The organism is Buttiauxella sp. BIGb0552 (genome assembly GCF_004366275.1).
GTDB classification, from domain to species: Bacteria; Pseudomonadota; Gammaproteobacteria; order Enterobacterales; family Enterobacteriaceae; genus Buttiauxella; species Buttiauxella gaviniae.
Window position 1 is genome coordinate 24,773 of sequence record NZ_SODY01000010.1, and the last position, 18,270, is coordinate 43,042.

18 protein-coding genes are annotated in these 18,270 nt (G+C 51.1%); 13 read left to right on the plus strand and 5 right to left on the minus strand.

What is annotated here, in order from left to right:
- Positions 1–146: 146 nt before the first annotated feature.
- The gene (gene rpmE / locus EDF88_RS23090) at positions 147–362 is read right to left on the minus strand and encodes a 50S ribosomal protein L31 (protein ID WP_034461415.1); all 216 of its coding nucleotides are present in this window, start codon (positions 360–362) and stop codon (positions 147–149) included.
- A gap of 208 nt (positions 363–570) precedes the next feature.
- On the opposite strand from rpmE, the gene priA reads away from it, so the two are divergent.
- The 7 genes from priA to rraA all read left to right on the plus strand — a co-directional run bounded on the left by priA (position 571) and on the right by rraA (position 8,707).
- A complete protein-coding gene (gene priA / locus EDF88_RS23095) occupies positions 571–2,766 on the plus strand; it encodes a primosomal protein N' (RefSeq protein ID WP_064515087.1) in 2,196 nt (731 codons plus the stop codon).
- A gap of 165 nt (positions 2,767–2,931) precedes the next feature.
- Positions 2,932–3,966: a DNA-binding transcriptional regulator CytR gene (cytR, locus tag EDF88_RS23100; RefSeq protein WP_134187639.1), complete on the plus strand. Its 1,035-nt coding sequence runs from the start codon at positions 2,932–2,934 to the stop codon at positions 3,964–3,966.
- A gap of 89 nt (positions 3,967–4,055) precedes the next feature.
- Complete coding sequence (gene ftsN / locus EDF88_RS23105) at positions 4,056–5,033, plus strand: cell division protein FtsN (protein WP_064515083.1); 978 nt, start codon at positions 4,056–4,058, stop codon at positions 5,031–5,033.
- A 215-nt stretch (positions 5,034–5,248) separates the two neighbouring features.
- Positions 5,249–5,779 (plus strand): ATP-dependent protease subunit HslV, encoded by a 531-nt coding sequence (gene hslV, locus EDF88_RS23110; protein WP_064515081.1) that lies wholly within the window; start codon positions 5,249–5,251, stop codon positions 5,777–5,779.
- Between the two features lie 9 nt (positions 5,780–5,788).
- Positions 5,789–7,123, plus strand: coding sequence for an HslU--HslV peptidase ATPase subunit (gene hslU / locus EDF88_RS23115; RefSeq protein WP_064515079.1), 1,335 nt, complete (start codon positions 5,789–5,791; stop codon positions 7,121–7,123).
- Positions 7,124–7,199: 76 nt separating this feature from the next.
- A complete protein-coding gene (gene menA / locus EDF88_RS23120) occupies positions 7,200–8,129 on the plus strand; it encodes a 1,4-dihydroxy-2-naphthoate polyprenyltransferase (RefSeq protein WP_134187641.1) in 930 nt (309 codons plus the stop codon).
- A 92-nt stretch (positions 8,130–8,221) separates the two neighbouring features.
- On the plus strand, positions 8,222–8,707 hold the full coding sequence (gene rraA, locus EDF88_RS23125) for a ribonuclease E activity regulator RraA (RefSeq protein ID WP_034500052.1): 486 nt from the start codon (positions 8,222–8,224) through the stop codon (positions 8,705–8,707).
- Between the two features lie 251 nt (positions 8,708–8,958).
- Here rraA and zapB read toward each other — a convergent pair whose 3' ends face one another.
- On the minus strand, positions 8,959–9,198 hold the full coding sequence (gene zapB, locus EDF88_RS23130) for a septal ring assembly protein ZapB (protein WP_034461423.1): 240 nt from the start codon (positions 9,196–9,198) through the stop codon (positions 8,959–8,961).
- Positions 9,199–9,767: 569 nt separating this feature from the next.
- Here zapB and EDF88_RS23135 point away from each other — a divergent pair.
- The 4 genes from EDF88_RS23135 to fpr all read left to right on the plus strand — a co-directional run bounded on the left by EDF88_RS23135 (position 9,768) and on the right by fpr (position 14,163).
- Complete coding sequence (locus EDF88_RS23135; RefSeq protein ID WP_134187643.1) at positions 9,768–10,619, plus strand: MIP/aquaporin family protein; 852 nt, start codon at positions 9,768–9,770, stop codon at positions 10,617–10,619.
- 21 nt (positions 10,620–10,640) lie between these two features.
- On the plus strand, positions 10,641–12,155 hold the full coding sequence (gene glpK, locus EDF88_RS23140; RefSeq protein WP_064515068.1) for a glycerol kinase GlpK: 1,515 nt from the start codon (positions 10,641–10,643) through the stop codon (positions 12,153–12,155).
- A gap of 149 nt (positions 12,156–12,304) precedes the next feature.
- Positions 12,305–13,315 (plus strand): class II fructose-bisphosphatase, encoded by a 1,011-nt coding sequence (gene glpX / locus EDF88_RS23145; RefSeq protein ID WP_064515066.1) that lies wholly within the window; start codon positions 12,305–12,307, stop codon positions 13,313–13,315.
- A gap of 101 nt (positions 13,316–13,416) precedes the next feature.
- On the plus strand, positions 13,417–14,163 hold the full coding sequence (gene fpr, locus EDF88_RS23150; RefSeq protein WP_134187645.1) for a ferredoxin--NADP(+) reductase: 747 nt from the start codon (positions 13,417–13,419) through the stop codon (positions 14,161–14,163).
- 2 nt (positions 14,164–14,165) lie between these two features.
- On the opposite strand, the gene EDF88_RS23155 is transcribed toward fpr, so the two are convergent.
- Positions 14,166–14,585 carry a DUF805 domain-containing protein gene (locus tag EDF88_RS23155; protein WP_034461428.1) on the minus strand — a complete coding sequence of 140 codons (420 nt, stop codon included), beginning with the start codon at positions 14,583–14,585 and terminating at the stop codon, positions 14,166–14,168.
- A gap of 114 nt (positions 14,586–14,699) precedes the next feature.
- Between EDF88_RS23155 and EDF88_RS23160 the strand changes: the two genes are divergently transcribed.
- Positions 14,700–15,296 carry a YiiQ family protein gene (locus EDF88_RS23160; RefSeq protein ID WP_064515062.1) on the plus strand — a complete coding sequence of 199 codons (597 nt, stop codon included), beginning with the start codon at positions 14,700–14,702 and terminating at the stop codon, positions 15,294–15,296.
- A 241-nt stretch (positions 15,297–15,537) separates the two neighbouring features.
- Positions 15,538–16,305 carry a triose-phosphate isomerase gene (tpiA, locus tag EDF88_RS23165; protein ID WP_064515060.1) on the plus strand — a complete coding sequence of 256 codons (768 nt, stop codon included), beginning with the start codon at positions 15,538–15,540 and terminating at the stop codon, positions 16,303–16,305.
- Between the two features lie 47 nt (positions 16,306–16,352).
- On the opposite strand, the gene EDF88_RS23170 is transcribed toward tpiA, so the two are convergent.
- Positions 16,353–17,111 (minus strand): CDP-diacylglycerol diphosphatase, encoded by a 759-nt coding sequence (locus tag EDF88_RS23170; protein WP_134187647.1) that lies wholly within the window; start codon positions 17,109–17,111, stop codon positions 16,353–16,355.
- Positions 17,112–17,205: 94 nt separating this feature from the next.
- A complete protein-coding gene (locus tag EDF88_RS23175) occupies positions 17,206–18,195 on the minus strand; it encodes a sulfate ABC transporter substrate-binding protein (protein WP_064515056.1) in 990 nt (329 codons plus the stop codon).
- Positions 18,196–18,270 lie beyond the last annotated feature (75 nt).

The following is an 18,270-nucleotide window of genomic DNA, read 5'->3' on the forward strand; positions in this document are numbered from 1 at the left end:
TCGCCCCAGTCACTTACTAGTGTAAGCTCCTGGGGACTCTTTCATTTGCCGCCTTGCAGAAACTCGAATGCTAGCGGTTATAAGAAAGTGACAGATACAAAAAAGGCGCCGTTAGGCGCCTTTTTCTTACTACCGTCGGCGAAAAATTACTTCTTCGCGCCTGGAACGCTGAAACGCTTGTTGAAGCGGTCAACGCGGCCACCGGTAGCAACATCACGCTGCTTGCCAGTGTAGAACGGGTGGCATTCGCCACATACGTCCAGGTTCAGATCATGACCCACGGTAGAGCGAATCTTGATAACATTACCGCATGAGCAGTTTGCAGTAACTTCTGCGTAGTTCGGGTGAATATTCTTTTTCATGGAAAACCTCTGTATAAGGCCGCGTCGCTCTTCCAGCCCTAACGCCAGACACCACGCGAAGTTGATAAATTAGGTTTTTTGATACCAAAAACTGCGCATCAAAGGCGGCGAATCATACAGAACCCCGCCAGCGTATGCAAACTGATCCGCATTTTCTGGAGTACACAGTGTACACTATCTCGTCATTTTTATCAGTTCGGAAATATTGATGCCTGTCGCCCACGTCGCTTTGCCGGTTCCCCTTGCCCGTACTTTTGACTACTTCGTTCCTGAGGGAATGCAGGTGGAGTCAGGCTGTCGCGTCATGGTGCCGTTTGGTAAACGCCAGGCTGTCGGGATTGTCGTCACTGTTAGCGAGCACAGCGAATTGCCGATTAATGAGCTAAAGCCAGTTGCTGAAGTTCTGGATGGCGCTTCGTTGTTTCCTGTTTCTCTGTGGCGCGTTTTGCTGTGGGCGGCAGAGTATTACCACCATCCGCTTGGCGATGTCCTCTTCCACGCCCTACCAGGTTTGCTTCGCGAAGGAAAACCCGCGCACCATGCGCCGTTGTGGTACTGGTTCGCTACAGAAGAAGGCAAAGCTGTAGACCTCAATAGCCTGAAGCGCGCACCGAAGCAGCAACAAGCATTGGCGGCGGTACGGCAAAATATCATCTGGCGTCACCAGGTGAGCGAAATGGAAATCAGCGAGCCTGGATTACAAGCGCTGCGGGCCAAAGGTTTATGTGACCTGAAAAGTGCCGCCCCTGCGACGACGGACTGGCGCGATAGCTATTCCGTTGAAGGAGAGCGCTTACGGCTGAACACCGAGCAGGCTACTGCTATCGGTGCTATCCACAGTTCTGCCGACCATTTTGCGGTCTGGTTACTTGCGGGTATTACCGGATCAGGCAAAACGGAAGTGTATCTTAGCGTGTTGGAAAACGTGCTGGCACAAGGCAAACAAGCGCTAGTTCTGGTCCCTGAAATTGGCCTGACGCCACAAACCATTGCCCGTTTCCGTGAGCGTTTTAACGCTCCGGTCGAAGTGCTGCACTCCGGGCTTAATGACAGTGAGCGTCTTGCTGTGTGGTTAAAAGCTCGTAGCGGCGAAGCAGCGATTGTGATTGGCACCCGCTCGTCCCTGTTCACACCGTTTTGCCGACTTGGCGTCATTGTTATAGATGAAGAGCACGACAGCTCTTACAAGCAGCATGAAGGCTGGCGTTATCACGCTCGTGATTTAGCCGTGTACCGTGCACATGCGGAAGATATTCCCATCATCCTCGGCTCAGCGACCCCCGCCCTCGAAACATTGCACAACGTTCAATTGGGAAAATATCGCCAGTTACGCCTGACAAAACGCGCCGGTAATGCGCGCCCGGCAACACAGCAAGTGGTGGACTTAAAAGGCCAGCCACTGAAATCCGGCCTGGCGCCTGCGCTTATCAAAAAAATTGGCCAGCATCTTAAAGCTGACAACCAGGTGATCCTGTTTCTTAACCGCCGCGGGTTTGCTCCCGCTCTGCTGTGCCATGAATGCGGCTGGATAGCGGAGTGCCCGCGCTGCGATCACTACTACACCTATCATCAGGGCCAGCGTCATTTACGTTGCCACCATTGTGACAGCCAAAGAGCTATTCCTCAGCAATGCCCACATTGTGGCTCCACCAATCTGGTTCCTGTCGGTATGGGAACGGAACAGCTCGAACATAGCCTGACACCGGAATTCCCGGGCGTGCCAATTTCGCGTATTGACCGCGACACCACCAGCCGTAAAGGTGCGCTTGAGCAGCAACTGGCGGAAGTCCATCGCGGCGGTGCTCGTATTCTGATTGGTACGCAGATGCTCGCGAAAGGCCACCACTTCCCGGATGTGACTCTGGTAGCTTTACTCGATGTCGATGGCGCACTGTTTTCGGCTGACTTCCGCGCAGCGGAGCGTTTTGCACAACTTTATGTCCAGGTGTCTGGCCGCGCCGGACGCGCCGGTAAGCAAGGCGAAGTCATGCTGCAAACTCACCATCCTGAGCATCCTTTATTACAAACGCTTCTCTCCAAAGGTTATGACGACTTCGCAAACCAGGCACTGAAAGAGCGCCAGGCGGTATTCTTGCCGCCGTTTACCAGCCACATCATGTTCCGCGCAGAAGACCAAAATAACCATCAGGCGCCGCTCTTCTTGCAGCAGTTACGAAACCTGCTTGAGTCCAGCCCTTTACGAGATGATCAGCTCTGGGTTATGGGTCCGGTGCCATGCTTGCAACCCAAACGCGGTGGGCGTTTCCGTTGGCAAATTCTGCTGCAACACCCTTCGCGCGCGCGTCTGCAACGCCTGGTCAGTCATTCGTTGAAGCTGGTCAATACTTTACCGGAATCACGCAAAGTGAAGTGGACGCTGGATGTTGATCCAATAGACGGCTAGCACAAAGCCCTGTGGTTATGCGAAGCGGATCGAAAATTTCAACAACCATCACACTTTTAATGAAATAACTGTAACCAACGAACATCAATTTCTGCTAAGAATGTGGACATGGTCAGACACCACGGACGTTGTCAGCACCTGTACAGTGCACGCGAGGAGAAGAAGTTGAAGCCGAAGAATCAGGTTGCCAATGCAACCATGAAAGATGTTGCTGTTCAGGCGAAAGTCTCAACTGCAACGGTGTCCAGGGCATTAATGAACCCGGACAAAGTATCGCAAAGCACTCGTAATCGTGTGGAACAAGCGGCAATAGCCGTAGGTTATTTACCCCACTCCCTGGGGCGAAATCTAAAGCGTAATGAATCACGCACCATTCTGGTTATTGTCCCGGATATCTGCGACCCCTTCTTTAGCGAAATCATCCGCGGTATCGAAGTGACGGCTGCCGAACAGGGCTACCTGGTGCTGATTGGCGATTGCGCCCACCAAAATCAGCAGGAAAAAACCTTCATTAATCTGATTATCACCAAGCAGATTGATGGCATGCTGCTGCTCGGCTCACGCCTTCCCTTTGATGCCAGCATTGAAGAACAACGCAATTTACCGCCGATGGTAATGGCAAACGAATTTGCTCCTGAGCTGGAACTGCCTACGGTTCATATTGATAACCTTACGGCCGCATTTAATGCTGTTTATTATTTACAGCAGCTCGGCCATCAAAAAATTGCCTGTATTGCAGGCCCAGAAGAGATGCCGCTTTGCCACTATCGCTTGCAGGGGTATATCCAGGCATTGCGTCGTACGGGTGCAGTAATTGATCCGCACTACATTGCGCGTGGTAACTTTACCTATGAAGCCGGTGCCGCTGCATTGTCGCAGCTGCTGGCGCTGCCAAACCCGCCGACTGCGGTGTTCTGCCATAGCGATGTGATGGCGCTGGGCGCACTGTCTCAGGCCAAGCGAAATGGCTTACGCGTGCCGGAAGATTTATCGATTATGGGCTTTGATGACATCGCACTTTCACAGTTCTGTGACCCACCGCTCACCACCGTAGCTCAACCCCGTTTTGATATCGGGAGGGAAGCTATGCTGTTGTTATTGGATCAACTTAACGGGCACACCGTGAGTAGTGGTTCGCGTTTGCTGGACTGTGAACTCATTGAACGAGGCTCCACCAGCGCACCTGGCAGTAGAAAATGACCCGCTTTAGGACACTGGATTCTGGTCAAAGGGATATCCATTAAGTAACATGGCGGGCTGATAAACGAATAAAATATAGCGAATCAATAGTGGCACAACGAGATTATGTACGCCGCGGGCAATCGGCAGGTACGCGGCGTAAGAAAAGTAACACCCGCAGTAAGCAACGCAGCCTACCATCTGTCTCGCCGACAATGGTCGCAATTGCGGCCGCCGTTCTGGTGACCTTTATTGGTGCTCTCTACTTCATTACTCATCATAAAAAAGATGAAAGCGAAACCCTGCCTGGCCATAAAGTCACAGGAAATGGTCTGCCACCTAAACCGGAAGAGCGCTGGCGTTATATCAAAGAACTGGAAAATCGCCAGACGGGTGTGCGTGCCCCAACCGAACCATCTGCCGGTGGTGAAGTGCAGAATAAAGATCAGCTCACCAGCGAACAGCGCCAGTTACTGGAGCAGATGCAGGCCGATATGCGCCAGCAACCTACTCAGTTGAACGAAGTGCCGTGGAATGAGCAGACGCCGGAACAGCGTCAGAGCACCTTGCAGCGCCAAAAAATTATTCAGCAGCAGCAAGCCCAACAGCAACAATTCAATACTCAATCTGTTACGGCACAACCGCGGCCTGTTCAGCAATCACAGCCCGTAGCACAGCAGCCACGCCCGGTGCAGCAGCAACAACGCACCACGGCATCTCAGCAGCCGTATCAAGATTTGCTGCAAACACCGCCGCATACTCAACAGCGTGCAGCGGCGCAAACCGCTCAACCAGCAGCGCCGATTACCCGTGAAGAAGTGGTCAAACAGGCTCCGGCACCTCAGGACAAGCCGAAAGATGAGAAACGCTGGATGGTACAGTGTGGCTCCTTCAAGGGTGCCGAACAGGCAGAAACTGTCCGTGCGCAGCTTGCTTTCGAAGGTTTTGATTCACGCATTACCACCAACAATGGCTGGAACCGCGTCGTCATTGGCCCAATCAAGGGCAAAGAGAAAGCTGACGGTACAATTAGCCAGTTGAAGATGGCAGGCCACTCTAACTGTATTCGTCTTGGTGCTGGGGGTTGAAACCCCCAAAATCCCCCCCATCTATAATTGCATTCAACCCCAAACACATTTTGGGGATCATATTTCTACCCTAAATAATTCGGGTTGAAGGAAGGCGGCAAAAGAAGGAGTCCCGATGAGCTTACTCAAGTAAGTGATTCGGGTGACTGAAAGCAGCCAACGCAACTGCAACTTGAATTATGACGGGTATAGCTGATGCAATAAGGGGTCTGCTCGTGACAACAATAGTAAGTGTGCGCCGTAACGGCCATGTCGTAATCGGTGGTGATGGTCAGGCCACGCTCGGCAATACTGTAATGAAAGGCAACGTTAAAAAAGTACGTCGTTTGTATAACGACAAAGTGATTGCCGGTTTTGCTGGCGGCACTGCGGATGCCTTTACCCTATTCGAACTGTTTGAGCGCAAGCTAGAAATGCACCAGGGCCACCTGGTGAAAGCTGCGGTTGAACTGGCAAAAGACTGGCGTACCGATCGCATGCTGCGCAAGCTCGAAGCGTTGCTTGCCGTCGCCGATGAAAATTCATCTCTTATCATCACCGGTAATGGTGATGTGATTCAGCCAGAAGATGATCTGATTGCAATTGGTTCAGGTGGCCCGTATGCGCAGGCAGCGGCACGTGCACTTCTTGATAACACCGAACTGGGTGCTCGTGACATCGTAGAGAAATCGCTGGGGATTGCCGGTGATATCTGTATCTACACCAACCATTTCCATACTATTGAAGAATTAGCGTCTAAGGCGTAAGGAATCCCCATGTCTGAAATGACTCCACGCGAAATTGTCAGCGAACTGAATAAACACATCATTGGCCAGGACAATGCCAAGCGTTCCGTGGCGATTGCGCTGCGCAACCGCTGGCGCCGTATGCAGCTTAATGAAGAGCTGCGCCATGAAGTTACGCCAAAAAACATTCTGATGATCGGCCCAACCGGTGTCGGTAAAACCGAAATCGCCCGTCGTCTGGCAAAACTTGCCAACGCACCGTTCATCAAAGTCGAAGCCACCAAATTCACCGAAGTGGGTTATGTTGGTAAAGAAGTTGATTCTATCATCCGCGATCTGACCGATTCTGCGATGAAAATGGTTCGCCTGCAATCCATCGAGAAAAACCGCTACCGCGCCGAAGAAATGGCCGAAGAGCGCATTCTTGATGTGCTGATCCCACCAGCTAAGAACAACTGGGGCCAAAACGAAACGGCACCTGAGCCATCTACCGCGCGCCAGTCTTTCCGTAAGAAATTGCGTGAAGGCCAGTTAGACGATAAAGAAATTGAGATCGATCTGGCTGCAGCACCGATGGGCGTTGAAATCATGGCTCCTCCTGGCATGGAAGAAATGACTAGCCAGTTGCAGTCAATGTTCCAGAACCTGGGCGGTCAGAAGCAAAAACCACGCAAGCTGAAAATCAAAGAGGCGATGAAACTTCTGATTGAAGAAGAAGCCGCGAAACTTGTGAACCCGGAAGAACTGAAGCAAGACGCCATTGATGCCGTCGAGCAACACGGTATCGTGTTTATCGATGAGATCGACAAGATCTGTAAGCGTGGTGGCAACAGCTCCGGCCCGGACGTTTCCCGTGAAGGCGTTCAGCGCGACTTACTGCCACTGGTCGAAGGCTGCACCGTTTCGACTAAACACGGAATGGTCAAAACTGACCACATCCTGTTTATCGCATCTGGCGCATTCCAGGTAGCAAGTCCGTCAGACCTGATCCCAGAATTGCAGGGTCGTCTGCCAATTCGTGTGGAATTGCAGGCACTGACTGTCGAAGATTTCGAGCGCATTCTGACTGAGCCGAACGCGTCTATCACCGTGCAGTACAAAGCATTGTTGGGCACCGAAGGCGTGAATATCGACTTCACCGAAGACGGTATTCGCCGCATTGCTCAGGCTGCATGGCAAGTGAACGAGTCCACCGAAAACATTGGTGCGCGTCGTCTGCACACTGTTCTGGAACGCCTGGTTGAAGACATCTCTTACGATGCCAGCGAGATGAACGGCCAGTCCATCCTGATTGATGGCGAATATGTCAGTAAACATCTGGATGAGTTGGTAGCAGATGAAGACTTGAGCCGTTTTATCCTATAATCGCGCTCAACGTATTTTCTTCATTTGAAATGGAGGGCTTATGCCCTCCATTTTTTTATATCTAACAGAGAGAACTATGAGCGAATCGCACTCTGTAAGCACGACTCAAGCCTGGCTTGAAAGCTTGCGCCCACGCACATTACCACTGGCATTTGCCTCTATCGTCTGTGGATCCGCGTTGGCTTTCTGGCAAGGCGTGTTCAACCCCACAATTGCATTGCTGGCACTACTGACTGCCGGGTTACTGCAAATCCTCTCAAACCTGGCGAATGACTACGGTGATGCGGTAAAAGGGAGCGACAAAGAAGACAGAATCGGGCCATTGCGCGGAATGCAAAAAGGCGTGATTACCCAGGCGCAGATGAAAAAGGCGCTGATTATCACAGTGGTATTAATCTGTGTTTCTGGTCTGGCGCTGGTCGCGGTTGCTTGTCGTACGCTGGCAGATTTTCTCGGTTTCCTGGTGCTCGGTTTACTGGCCATTATCGCGGCTATTACCTACACCGTCGGAACTCGTCCGTATGGTTACATGGGACTTGGGGACATTTCAGTACTGGTCTTCTTTGGTTGGTTAAGTGTGGCTGGTACCTGGTATCTTCAGGCTCATGCTCTCGCCCCGTTAGTGTTTTTACCCGCGACAGCTTGCGGATTACTGGCAACAGCTGTGCTGAACATCAATAACTTGCGTGATATCGACAGCGACCGTGAGAACGGTAAAAACACACTGGCTGTGCGCCTGGGCCCAGTACTTGCCCGTCGCTATCATGCCTGCCTGCTAATGGGTGCGCTGGCGTGCCTTGCGGTATTTAACCTGGTGTGGTTGCAAAGCCTCTGGGGATGGCTGTTTGTGCTTGCAGCACCGTTACTGATTAAGCAGGCGCGTTTTGTGTTACGCGAGAAGGAACCTGTTGCGATGCGCCCAATGCTTGAACGGACAGTAAAAGCCGCATTGCTTGCTAACGTATTGTTTGCGGTAGGAGTTGTGCTCAGCACGGTGTCGCTTTAGCTGACAAATATCAATTAACAATTGATGATTTTGCCAACAGTTGAGATTAAGCGATATACTGACAACTCATGCAGCAACAGAACCTTAATCCTATGAAATATGATACTTCCGAGCTTTGCGACATCTACCAGGAAGATGTCAACGTCGTTGAACCGCTGTTTTCCAACTTCGGTGGGCGGTCGTCCTTTGGCGGGCAAATCATCACAGTGAAATGTTTCGAGGACAACGGATTGTTGTATGATCTGCTCGAACAAAATGGCCGTGGCCGAGTGCTGGTCATCGATGGTGGCGGCTCTGTTCGCCGTGCTTTGATTGACGCAGAACTTGCCCGTCTGGCGACTCAAAATGAGTGGGAAGGCATCGTGGTATACGGTGCAGTACGCCAGGTAGATGACCTGGAAGAACTGGATATTGGTATTCAGGCAATTGCCGCCATTCCTGTTGGCTCTGCTGGCGTTGGCGTTGGCGAAAGTGACGTGCGCGTTAACTTTGGCGGCGTGACATTCTTCTCCGGCGACCATCTGTATGCGGATAACACCGGCATCATCCTTTCCGAAGATCCCCTCGATATTGAATAACCCAATCGAATAACAAAACGGGCGCCCTAAGGCGCCCGTTCTTTTTCTGGTCGAATAAATCGATACCCTAAATAATTCAAGTTGCAGGACAAAAGGCTTCAGACTTTTGAACAGCGCTTGCGCTGGCCCCACCGGGGCGAGGCTCAGCCGAGTAATGCGGCAATTGAGTGAATCCCCAGGAGCTTACTAAAGTAAGTGACTGGGGTGAACGAAAACAGCCAACGCCCCTGCAGCTTGAAGTATGGCGGGTATTAGACTTCTTCCATCTTACCCAGCAGCGCATGCAGACGATCCTGCCAAACGTGCTGCTGTTCTTTCAGAGAATTGTTTTCGCGCACTAATTCTTCATGGTTGCTCTGAGACTGCTGAACTTGCTGAGACAAATTGTTGTTGGTCTCTTTCAGCTCTTCAATTTCCATTTGCAGCAGGGTAATGGTATCAATCGCCTGCTGTACTTTTGCTTCCAGTTTCTCAAACACTTCAAATGACATTTCTGAACCTCTTCTGAATTGCAAGGCGTTGATGGATGTCTATACCCGTTAGCATTCGAGTTGCAGGTAGGCGGCCAGGGAGCTTATCCCGATGAGCTTACTTCAGTAAGTGATTCGGGTAACTGAGCGCAGCCAACGCCCCTGCAGCTTGAAGGATGATGGGTATAAATCCCCGTTCCGGATATTCCCCGAAGACACCTTATGAATATATGCGCTCCACGCAGCGTGTCTCGATTGTAAGTAGCGTAAGTAGCCGTGTCCAGCGAGTTCAAGCGCTCTTTGCATAACATAACGTTTTTCAGCATATGCCGAATGACCATGAGCGCTAAAATCACTATTTGTTAACGCATTGATTACTTCCATGAGCGTTTGCGTTGTCTTTTCTGGGTGATAATGCGCACACTTCAGCGCGAAATCGCTCATTTTTATGACGAACAACACAAATTTAAAGTTCGATATTTCTCGTTTATGTTCGTTAACGATAAATTAACACTATGCCTACATGGCACCTGCGCGGCAGGGAAGCCCGAACAAACAATAATCATTAATTTTGCCTTCAGGACCCTACTATGAGTCAGTCAGCTCCATCAACCTTGAAAGGTCAGTGCATCGCCGAGTTCATGGGTACCGCGTTGTTGATTTTCTTTGGTGTCGGATGTGTCGCCGCCTTAAAAGTCGCGGGCGCAAGCTTCGGGCAGTGGGAAATCAGTATCATCTGGGGTTTGGGAGTAGCTATGGCTATCTACCTGACTGCAGGAGTTTCCGGTGCACATCTTAACCCGGCGGTGACTATCGCACTTTGCCTGTTCGCATGCTTCGATAAACGCAAAGTGGTGCCGTTTATTCTTTCGCAAGTTGCAGGTGCGTTCTGTGCCGCAGCTTTGGTCTATGGCCTGTATTACAATTTATTCCTCGATTACGAGCAGACGCACCACATGGTACGCGGCAGTGTGGAAAGCCTGGATTTGGCAGGTATCTTCTCAACCTACCCTAACCCACACATCAATCTTGTGCAGGCGTTTGCCGTAGAGATGGTGATCACAGCCATTCTGATGGGCGTTATTCTGGCGCTGACTGACGATGGCAACGGCATCCCGCGTGGCCCGTTAGCACCATTGCTGATTGGCTTACTGATTGCGGTAATCGGTGCCTCAATGGGTCCGTTGACCGGATTTGCGATGAATCCAGCACGTGACTTTGGCCCGAAACTTTTCGCCTGGTTAGCTGGCTGGGGCGATGTCGCCTTCACCGGTGGCCGCGATATTCCTTACTTCCTGGTGCCTGTATTTGGCCCGATTGTAGGCGCGGCTCTAGGTGCGTTTGGTTACCGTAAACTGATTGGCCACCATTTACCTTGTGATGTTTGTGTTGAAGATGAAGAAAAATCCAGCACATCCACACAACAAAATGCTTCTTTGTAAGACTGACTTCAGGACAAAATTATGACCCACGAAAAAAAATATATTGTCGCACTCGATCAGGGTACAACCAGCTCCCGCGCCGTCGTCCTGGATCATGATGCCAACGTTGTTAGCGTGTCACAGCGCGAGTTTCAGCAAATCTATCCAAAAGCTGGATGGGTAGAGCACGACCCAATGGAGATCTGGGCAACACAAAGCTCCACGCTTGTAGAAGTGCTGGCTAAAGCGGACATCAACTCCGACCAAATCGCCGCAATAGGTATCACTAACCAGCGTGAAACCGCGATTGTCTGGGAAAAAGAGACCGGCAAACCAATTTATAACGCCATCGTCTGGCAGTGCCGTCGTACCGCAGAGATCTGCGAGCAGCTCAAACGCGACGGCCTGGAAGAGTACATCAAATCAGCAACCGGGCTGGTTGTTGACCCGTATTTCTCCGGCACCAAAGTGAAGTGGATTCTTGATCACGTTGAAGGTTCCCGCGAACGCGCGCGCCGTGGCGAATTGCTGTTTGGTACGGTCGATACCTGGCTTATCTGGAAAATGACTCAAGGGCGCGTGCACGTTACTGACTACACCAACGCCTCCCGAACCATGTTGTTTAACATCCACGATCTCACCTGGGATGACCGCATGCTCGAAGCGCTGGATATCCCACGCGAGATGCTGCCAGAAGTGCGTAAATCCTCCGAAGTTTACGGCCAGACCAACATCGGTGGTAAAGGCGGTACGCGTATTCCTATCGCCGGGATCGCCGGTGACCAGCAGGCGGCACTCTTCGGCCAGCTGTGCGTGAAGGAAGGGATGGCGAAAAACACCTACGGCACCGGCTGCTTTATGCTGATGAACACCGGAACTCAGGCGGTTAAATCGACTCACGGTTTGTTGACGACGATTGCTTGCGGCCCACGCGGTGAAGTGAACTATGCGCTGGAAGGCGCAGTATTCATGGGCGGCGCGTCTATCCAGTGGCTACGCGATGAGATGAAACTGATTAGCGACGCGACTGATTCCGAGTACTTTGCAACGAAAGTCAAAGACACCAACGGCGTATATGTCGTCCCTGCGTTTACCGGTCTGGGCGCTCCTTACTGGGACCCGTATGCCCGTGGCGCTATCTTCGGTCTGACTCGTGGCGTCAATGCAAACCATATTATCCGCGCAACACTTGAGTCCATCGCTTATCAGACTCGTGACGTACTGGAAGCGATGCAGGCTGATGCTGATATTCGCCTGCACGCTCTGCGTGTGGACGGTGGTGCGGTGGCGAACAACTTCCTGATGCAATTCCAGGCCGACATTTTAGGTACACGCGTTGAGCGCCCTGAAGTGCGTGAAGTCACGGCGTTAGGTGCTGCTTATCTTGCAGGCCTGGCCGTTGGTTTCTGGCAGAACCTGGATGAAGTCAGCGAGAAAGCGGTTATCGAAAAAGAGTTCCGCCCGGGTATCGAAACCACCGAACGTAACGTCCGTTATGCTGGCTGGAAAAAAGCAGTTAAGCGTGCGCTGGCGTGGGAAGACCACGACGAAAGTTAAGTTCTGACACCACCAACCTACTCTCTCCCTATTCCGGGAGAGAGTAGAGGTGAGTGAGTTCCAAATCCACAGCAACACTCCGCCTTCCCCGACGATTCCTCACCTGTGCTAAAATGCGTCGCAATTAAGCTTCTTAAAATGAGTGTGCGATGAGACGAGAACTGGCGATTGAATTTTCCCGCGTAACTGAAGCCGCAGCACTGGCTGGTTATAAATGGTTGGGCCGTGGCGATAAAAATACGGCGGATGGCGCAGCCGTTCACGCCATGCGTATCATGCTTAATCAGGTCAATATTGATGGCCAGATTGTGATTGGTGAAGGAGAAATCGACGAAGCGCCGATGCTCTACATTGGCGAAAAAGTCGGGACCGGCCAGGGTGATGCAGTAGATATCGCGGTTGACCCGATTGAAGGCACCCGCATGACCGCCATGGGTCAGGCCAACGCGCTGGCGGTGCTGGCTGTGGGTGACAAAGGTAGTTTCCTCAACGCCCCAGACATGTACATGGAAAAACTGATTGTTGGCCCTGGCGCTAAAGGCATTATCGACCTCAATCTGCCGCTGGCTGAAAACCTCTATAACATCGCCGTTGCGCTCAACAAGCCACTGAGTGAACTCACCGTAACTATTCTCGCCAAACCGCGCCACGACGCCACCATTGCCGAACTGCAAAAGCTTGGCGTACGCGTTTTCGCCATTCCTGATGGTGATGTTGCGGCATCCATTCTGACCTGTATGCCTGATAGCGAAGTCGATGTGATGTACGGTATCGGCGGCGCACCTGAGGGCGTGATTTCCGCAGCAGTTATTCGCGCGTTGGATGGCGACATGCAAGGCCGCTTGTTAGCTCGTCACCACGTCAAAGGCGATAGCGAAGAAAACCGTGTGATGGGTGAGAAAGAACTTGAGCGCTGCAAAGCGATGGGCATTGAAGCGGGTGTAGTATTGAAACTCGATGATATGGCGCGTAACGACAACGTGATTTTCTCCGCGACCGGTATCACCAAAGGTGATTTGCTGGATGGCATTACCCGTAAAGGGAATATGGCGACCACTGAAACATTGCTGATCCGTGGTAAATCGCGCACCATTCGCCGTATCAAATCTATTCACTATCTCGACCGCAAAGATCCAGACGTACAAACGCATATTCTGTAAGACTGCCGTTTGTCTGAATGAGCTTTCCAGCTTTAACCGGCTGGAAATCTCACAGTTTTCTGGTGAAGATAGGACAATAGACACAGAGGGGAATGAACATCATGGCGGAATGGGTCAAAGGTAAAGTCATCCAGATTGAAAACTGGACGGACGCTCTATTTAGTCTCACTGTGCATGCACCTGTCGCCCCTTTCACTGCCGGGCAATTCACCAAGCTTGGGATGGAAATTGACGGTGAACGCGTGCAGCGCGCCTATTCCTACGTCAATGCGCCGAACGATCCTAATCTTGAGTTCTATCTAGTCACCGTGCCTGAGGGCAAACTCAGCCCACGCCTGCATGCTCTGCAACCCGGCGATGAAATTATGCTGGTGAGCGAAGCCGCGGGGTTCTTTGTACTGGATGAAGTCCCGGATTGCCAGACGTTATGGATGCTGGCGACAGGCACAGCATTAGGCCCCTATCTTTCGATTTTGCAGGAAGGCAAAGACCTGGATCGTTTCGAGAATATCGTTTTGCTTCATGCCGTGCGTTATGCGCAGGATTTGAGTTATTTGCCATTGATGCAAAAACTCCAGCAGCAATACGAAGGGAAATTACGGATTCAGACAGTGGTGAGCCGGGAATCAATTCCGGGTTCATTGACCGGACGCGTGCCCGCACTTATCGAGAGCGGTGAACTGGAAGCGGCTGTAGGTCTGCCGATGAATACCGAAACTAGCCATGTGATGTTGTGCGGCAACCCGCAGATGGTACGTGACACGCAGCAGTTACTGAAAGATACCCGGCAGATGACCAAACATTTGCGCCGCCGACCGGGCCATATGACAGCTGAACACTACTGGTAGTGTTAGCGGTACTTCACTTCGCTTGTATCTTTACCAAAGCGATTCTCGCCCTGGGTGCCAACAAATGCACCCAGGTCCATAATGACCATCACCAGAATCAAGGTTGGGATAAAACGCCCAAGTCCCCACTGCGCTAATGTGCCGAATGTTTCCCAATTTCCGGCAAGCAACAGCCAGGCCGGAATAAACAGTAGCGCCCACCAGCCTTTCTTATTGCGATCGTGCAGACGCTTCACAATCACAGCGGCAGTCGGAATCAAAGAACCCGATAAGAAGAAACCGGCGGTGGAATAAGGCATAATTTCAGCACCCGCTAGGGTGAAGAGAATGATCAGCGCGACTAACCAAACGCCAATCCAAATCCAGAAGTCACGGCGTCCAATACGTCCGTTAAAAGAGAACAGCCATTGCTGTATGGTCATGGTAAGGTCCATTTTATTGTTTAGCGCCGTAGTGTACCCTGGCTATGCCGGGTTTTGACAAGCCAACGGAATGCCGATTTAATCGGGAAGCAGAATTCACAGGAGAATTTGTCAATGAGACATCTGTTTGCAGCTCTGGCTTTACTGATGCTACCCGCTGCGGTGGTGTGGGCCGACCCGCCTTCAGACTCCACCTCCCCACTGCAAGCCGCTCCATATTTACTGGCCGGTGCACCAACATTTGATATGAACATTACGCAGTTTCGGGAAAAATTCACCGCGGAAAACCCGTCTTTGCCGATAAATGAATTTCGCGCTATCGACTCCAGCGCCGATGAAGTAAATCTGATGCGCGCTGCCAGCAAAATAAACGAAAATCTCTACGCTTCCACAGCGCTTGAACGCGGTACGTTGAAAATAAAGTCGATGCAGATAACGTGGTTGCCGATTCAGGGCCCAGAGCAAAAAGCGGCGCGCTCGAAAGCGTCTGAATACATGTCAGCGCTGATTCGCACCTTTACCCCGTCGCTTTCAAAACCGCAAAGCGTGGCAAAACTCACCAAATTACTTAGCGATGGAAAGAACAAACGTTATTACGCACAAACCGATGGCGCTATTCGCTATGTTGTTGCGGATAACGGTGAAAAGGGACTTACCTTCGCAGTTGAACCGATTAAGCTGACGCTATCTGAAACGCTTAACACCAATTAATATACCCGTTAGCATTCAAGTTGCAGATAGGCGGCAAGGGAGCTTACGTCGATAAGCTTACTTTAGTAAGTGATTCAGGTAAGTGAGTGCAGCCACCAACACCCCTGTGGCTTGAAGGATGATGGGTATATATGACGAAAAGCAAAGCCTTTAGGCGGTTGAGTCTCTATACTGTTTCACAGACCATGCTGCCCTGAGCGGCAGCGATTCTTTTATTAGTTTGACCTTGTGGAGAATTAAGATGCGACATCCTTTGGTGATGGGTAACTGGAAACTGAACGGCAGCAAGCACATGGTACACGAGCTGATTGCTGGCTTACGCAAAGAACTGGCTGGCGTTGCTGGCTGTGGCGTTGCTATCGCTCCTCCAACAATGTACCTGGATCTGGCTAAACACGCCGCTTCTGGCAGCCACATCATTCTTGGTGCTCAGAACGTTGACCTGAACCTGTCTGGCGCATTCACTGGCGAAGTTTCCGCAGAAATGCTGAAAGATGTTGGTGCTAAATACATCATCATCGGTCACTCAGAGCGTCGTACATACCACGCAGAGTCTGACGAACTGATCGCTAAAAAATTCGCTATCCTGAAAGAAGTTGGCCTGATCCCAGTACTGTGCATCGGTGAAACTGAAGCAGAAAACGAAGCTGGCAAAACTGAAGAAGTTTGCGCACGTCAAATCGACGCAGTTCTGAAAACTCAGGGTGCTGCGGCATTCGAAGGCGTTGTAATCGCTTACGAACCAGTATGGGCAATCGGTACTGGCAAATCTGCAACTCCTGCTCAGGCTCAGGCAGTTCACAAATTCATTCGTGACCACATTGCTAAAGCTGATGCGAAAGTTGCTGAGCAAGTGATCATCCAGTACGGCGGTTCCGTAAACGACAAAAATGCTGCAGAGCTGTTTGCTCAGCCTGACATCGACGGTGCCCTGGTTGGCGGCGCATCTCTGAAAGCTGACGCATTCGCAGTTATCGTTAAAGCTGCTGCAAAAGCGAAACAAGCGTAAGTATTCTCGCTTGAAAATATTAAGGCTCTGCTCCGGCAGGGCCTTTTTTATTTCAATATTCCGCAATCGTGATCTTGTAGCTGTTCGGCAGAAGCCAGATTCAGACGCAGTAAATTCCGCTCCGTCGCCAACGCTATCCATTCCCCACCTGGCAATTTCGCCATCGCCAGACTGTAACGGCCCATATGCTTGCGAGCTTGTGAAACCTGAGATGCCAACATAATAAACGGACCACGTTGTGAAAATTCAGCCGCGCTGACTTTTCTGGCGATGTATGCGTTTCCAGCCAGCGCCACCGGGAGTTCCTGCCATTCGGTGTTCAACGTATTCGCATATTGATCCAATTGCCCACGCACATCCTCCCGCAAGCAAGAAATATGGATGTGTAATTGATTCTGGGTACGCCCGGAGGTGGAGTTAATGGTAAGGGAAATGGCGTTATCAGGAACTTGAGTTCCCCGACGCTCGCTCATCACATTGCGTTCTTGCCAGGCAAGCCAGAAGAAGTTAGCGGTTTTTGGCTGCAATAAATCGGGGCTTTCCATGCCTTTCATTTTTACCGTCGGCATTAGCAGATATTGAAGTGGCCCGTTGATATCTTTCAGCAATACGAAACCCGATTGCAAATCCACTTTGGCGCAAGGCGCCGGGTTATGGTTGTCGCGTTGATTAGGAACACACTGCTGGCTGACGATACGCCACAAAGCATCCGGGTGATGCAGATATTGCCGGAGACTAAACCCACATACTGCGACAACAGCTAACAAAAGGATAAAGAGAATTATCGTACGACGGCGCAGCAGCATACAAAACCTCAGACACAGTGAGAGGGCTGTTCAGCGTAACGCATACTCTGGGATCTCAAAAGCAAAATGGCCCCTTTCGGGGCCGTTGTAAAACTTAACGCTGACTTATCTGGTCGAAGGTCCCGCCGTTGGCGAAGTGCTCTTTCTGGGCTTTCGCCCAACCGCCAAACTCTTCATCAATGGTGAACAATTTAAGTTTAGGGAAGACGTTTTCATACTTCTTCGCCACTTCAGCATTGCGTGGGCGATAGTAGTTTTTCGCTACAATTTCCTGACCTTGCGGGGAATAAAGGTATTTCAGGTACTCTTCAGCCACTTTCTGAGTGCCTTTCTTCTCTGTCACTTTATCTACGACTGAAACAGTAGGCTCAGCAAGAATCGACTCGCTCGGCGTGACGATTTCAAACTTGTCTTTACCCAACTCGTTGGTCGCCAGGAACGCTTCGTTTTCCCAGGCAATCAGCACGTCGCCGATACCACGCTCAACAAAAGTACTGGTTGAACCGCGAGCACCTGAATCCAGCACTTCAACGTTCTTATACAGCGCTTTCACGAAATCCTGCGCTTTAGCTTGATCGTTGTTGTTGTGATGCAGGGCGTAACCCCACGCTGCCAGATAATTCCAGCGCGCACCGCCTGAGCTTTTCGGGTTCGGGGTAATAACTGAAACGCCCGGTTTAATCAGATCGTTCCAGTCATGAATTTGTTTCGGGTTGCCTTTGCGCACCAGGAAAACGATGGTCGAAGTGTAAGGTGCGGAGTTATCTGGCAGACGTTTAATCCAGTTTTTGTCGATACGACCGCGTTCAGCGATGGCATCCACGTCGTAGGCCAGAGCCAAAGTCACCACGTCAGCTTCGATACCGTTGATAACGGATGTCGCTTGTTTGCCTGAGCCGCCGTGAGACTGGCGAACCACCACGTTATCACCGGTTTGTTGTTTCCAGTGAGCACTGAACGCCTTGTTATACTCGTCATAAAGTTCGCGAGTGGGATCGTATGAGACGTTAAGTAACTGAATATCTTTTGCCAGTACGCTGGTTGACGCCAACAGTAATGTAAGTCCAACTCCCCACTTATTCATTGTTCGCTCTCTTTAATCAGATTTGATGAAAGCAGCGTGCCAGAAATTTAACCATTCATTAAAGAATAAAAAAAG

What these genes read in the sequence shown, in the direction of transcription:
- rpmE (WP_034461415.1), bottom strand. Translation starts at nt 362, where the DNA reads ATGAAAAAGAATATTCACCCGAACTACGCAGAAGTTACTGCAAACTGC.
- priA (WP_064515087.1), top strand. Translation starts at nt 571, where the DNA reads ATGCCTGTCGCCCACGTCGCTTTGCCGGTTCCCCTTGCCCGTACTTTT.
- hslU (WP_064515079.1), top strand. Translation starts at nt 5,789, where the DNA reads ATGTCTGAAATGACTCCACGCGAAATTGTCAGCGAACTGAATAAACAC.
- menA (WP_134187641.1), top strand. Translation starts at nt 7,200, where the DNA reads ATGAGCGAATCGCACTCTGTAAGCACGACTCAAGCCTGGCTTGAAAGC.
- rraA (WP_034500052.1), top strand. Translation starts at nt 8,222, where the DNA reads ATGAAATATGATACTTCCGAGCTTTGCGACATCTACCAGGAAGATGTC.
- zapB (WP_034461423.1), bottom strand. Translation starts at nt 9,198, where the DNA reads ATGTCATTTGAAGTGTTTGAGAAACTGGAAGCAAAAGTACAGCAGGCG.
- EDF88_RS23135 (WP_134187643.1), top strand. Translation starts at nt 9,768, where the DNA reads ATGAGTCAGTCAGCTCCATCAACCTTGAAAGGTCAGTGCATCGCCGAG.
- glpK (WP_064515068.1), top strand. Translation starts at nt 10,641, where the DNA reads ATGACCCACGAAAAAAAATATATTGTCGCACTCGATCAGGGTACAACC.
- glpX (WP_064515066.1), top strand. Translation starts at nt 12,305, where the DNA reads ATGAGACGAGAACTGGCGATTGAATTTTCCCGCGTAACTGAAGCCGCA.
- fpr (WP_134187645.1), top strand. Translation starts at nt 13,417, where the DNA reads ATGGCGGAATGGGTCAAAGGTAAAGTCATCCAGATTGAAAACTGGACG.
- EDF88_RS23155 (WP_034461428.1), bottom strand. Translation starts at nt 14,585, where the DNA reads ATGACCATACAGCAATGGCTGTTCTCTTTTAACGGACGTATTGGACGC.
- EDF88_RS23160 (WP_064515062.1), top strand. Translation starts at nt 14,700, where the DNA reads ATGAGACATCTGTTTGCAGCTCTGGCTTTACTGATGCTACCCGCTGCG.
- tpiA (WP_064515060.1), top strand. Translation starts at nt 15,538, where the DNA reads ATGCGACATCCTTTGGTGATGGGTAACTGGAAACTGAACGGCAGCAAG.
- EDF88_RS23170 (WP_134187647.1), bottom strand. Translation starts at nt 17,111, where the DNA reads ATGCTGCTGCGCCGTCGTACGATAATTCTCTTTATCCTTTTGTTAGCT.
- EDF88_RS23175 (WP_064515056.1), bottom strand. Translation starts at nt 18,195, where the DNA reads ATGAATAAGTGGGGAGTTGGACTTACATTACTGTTGGCGTCAACCAGC.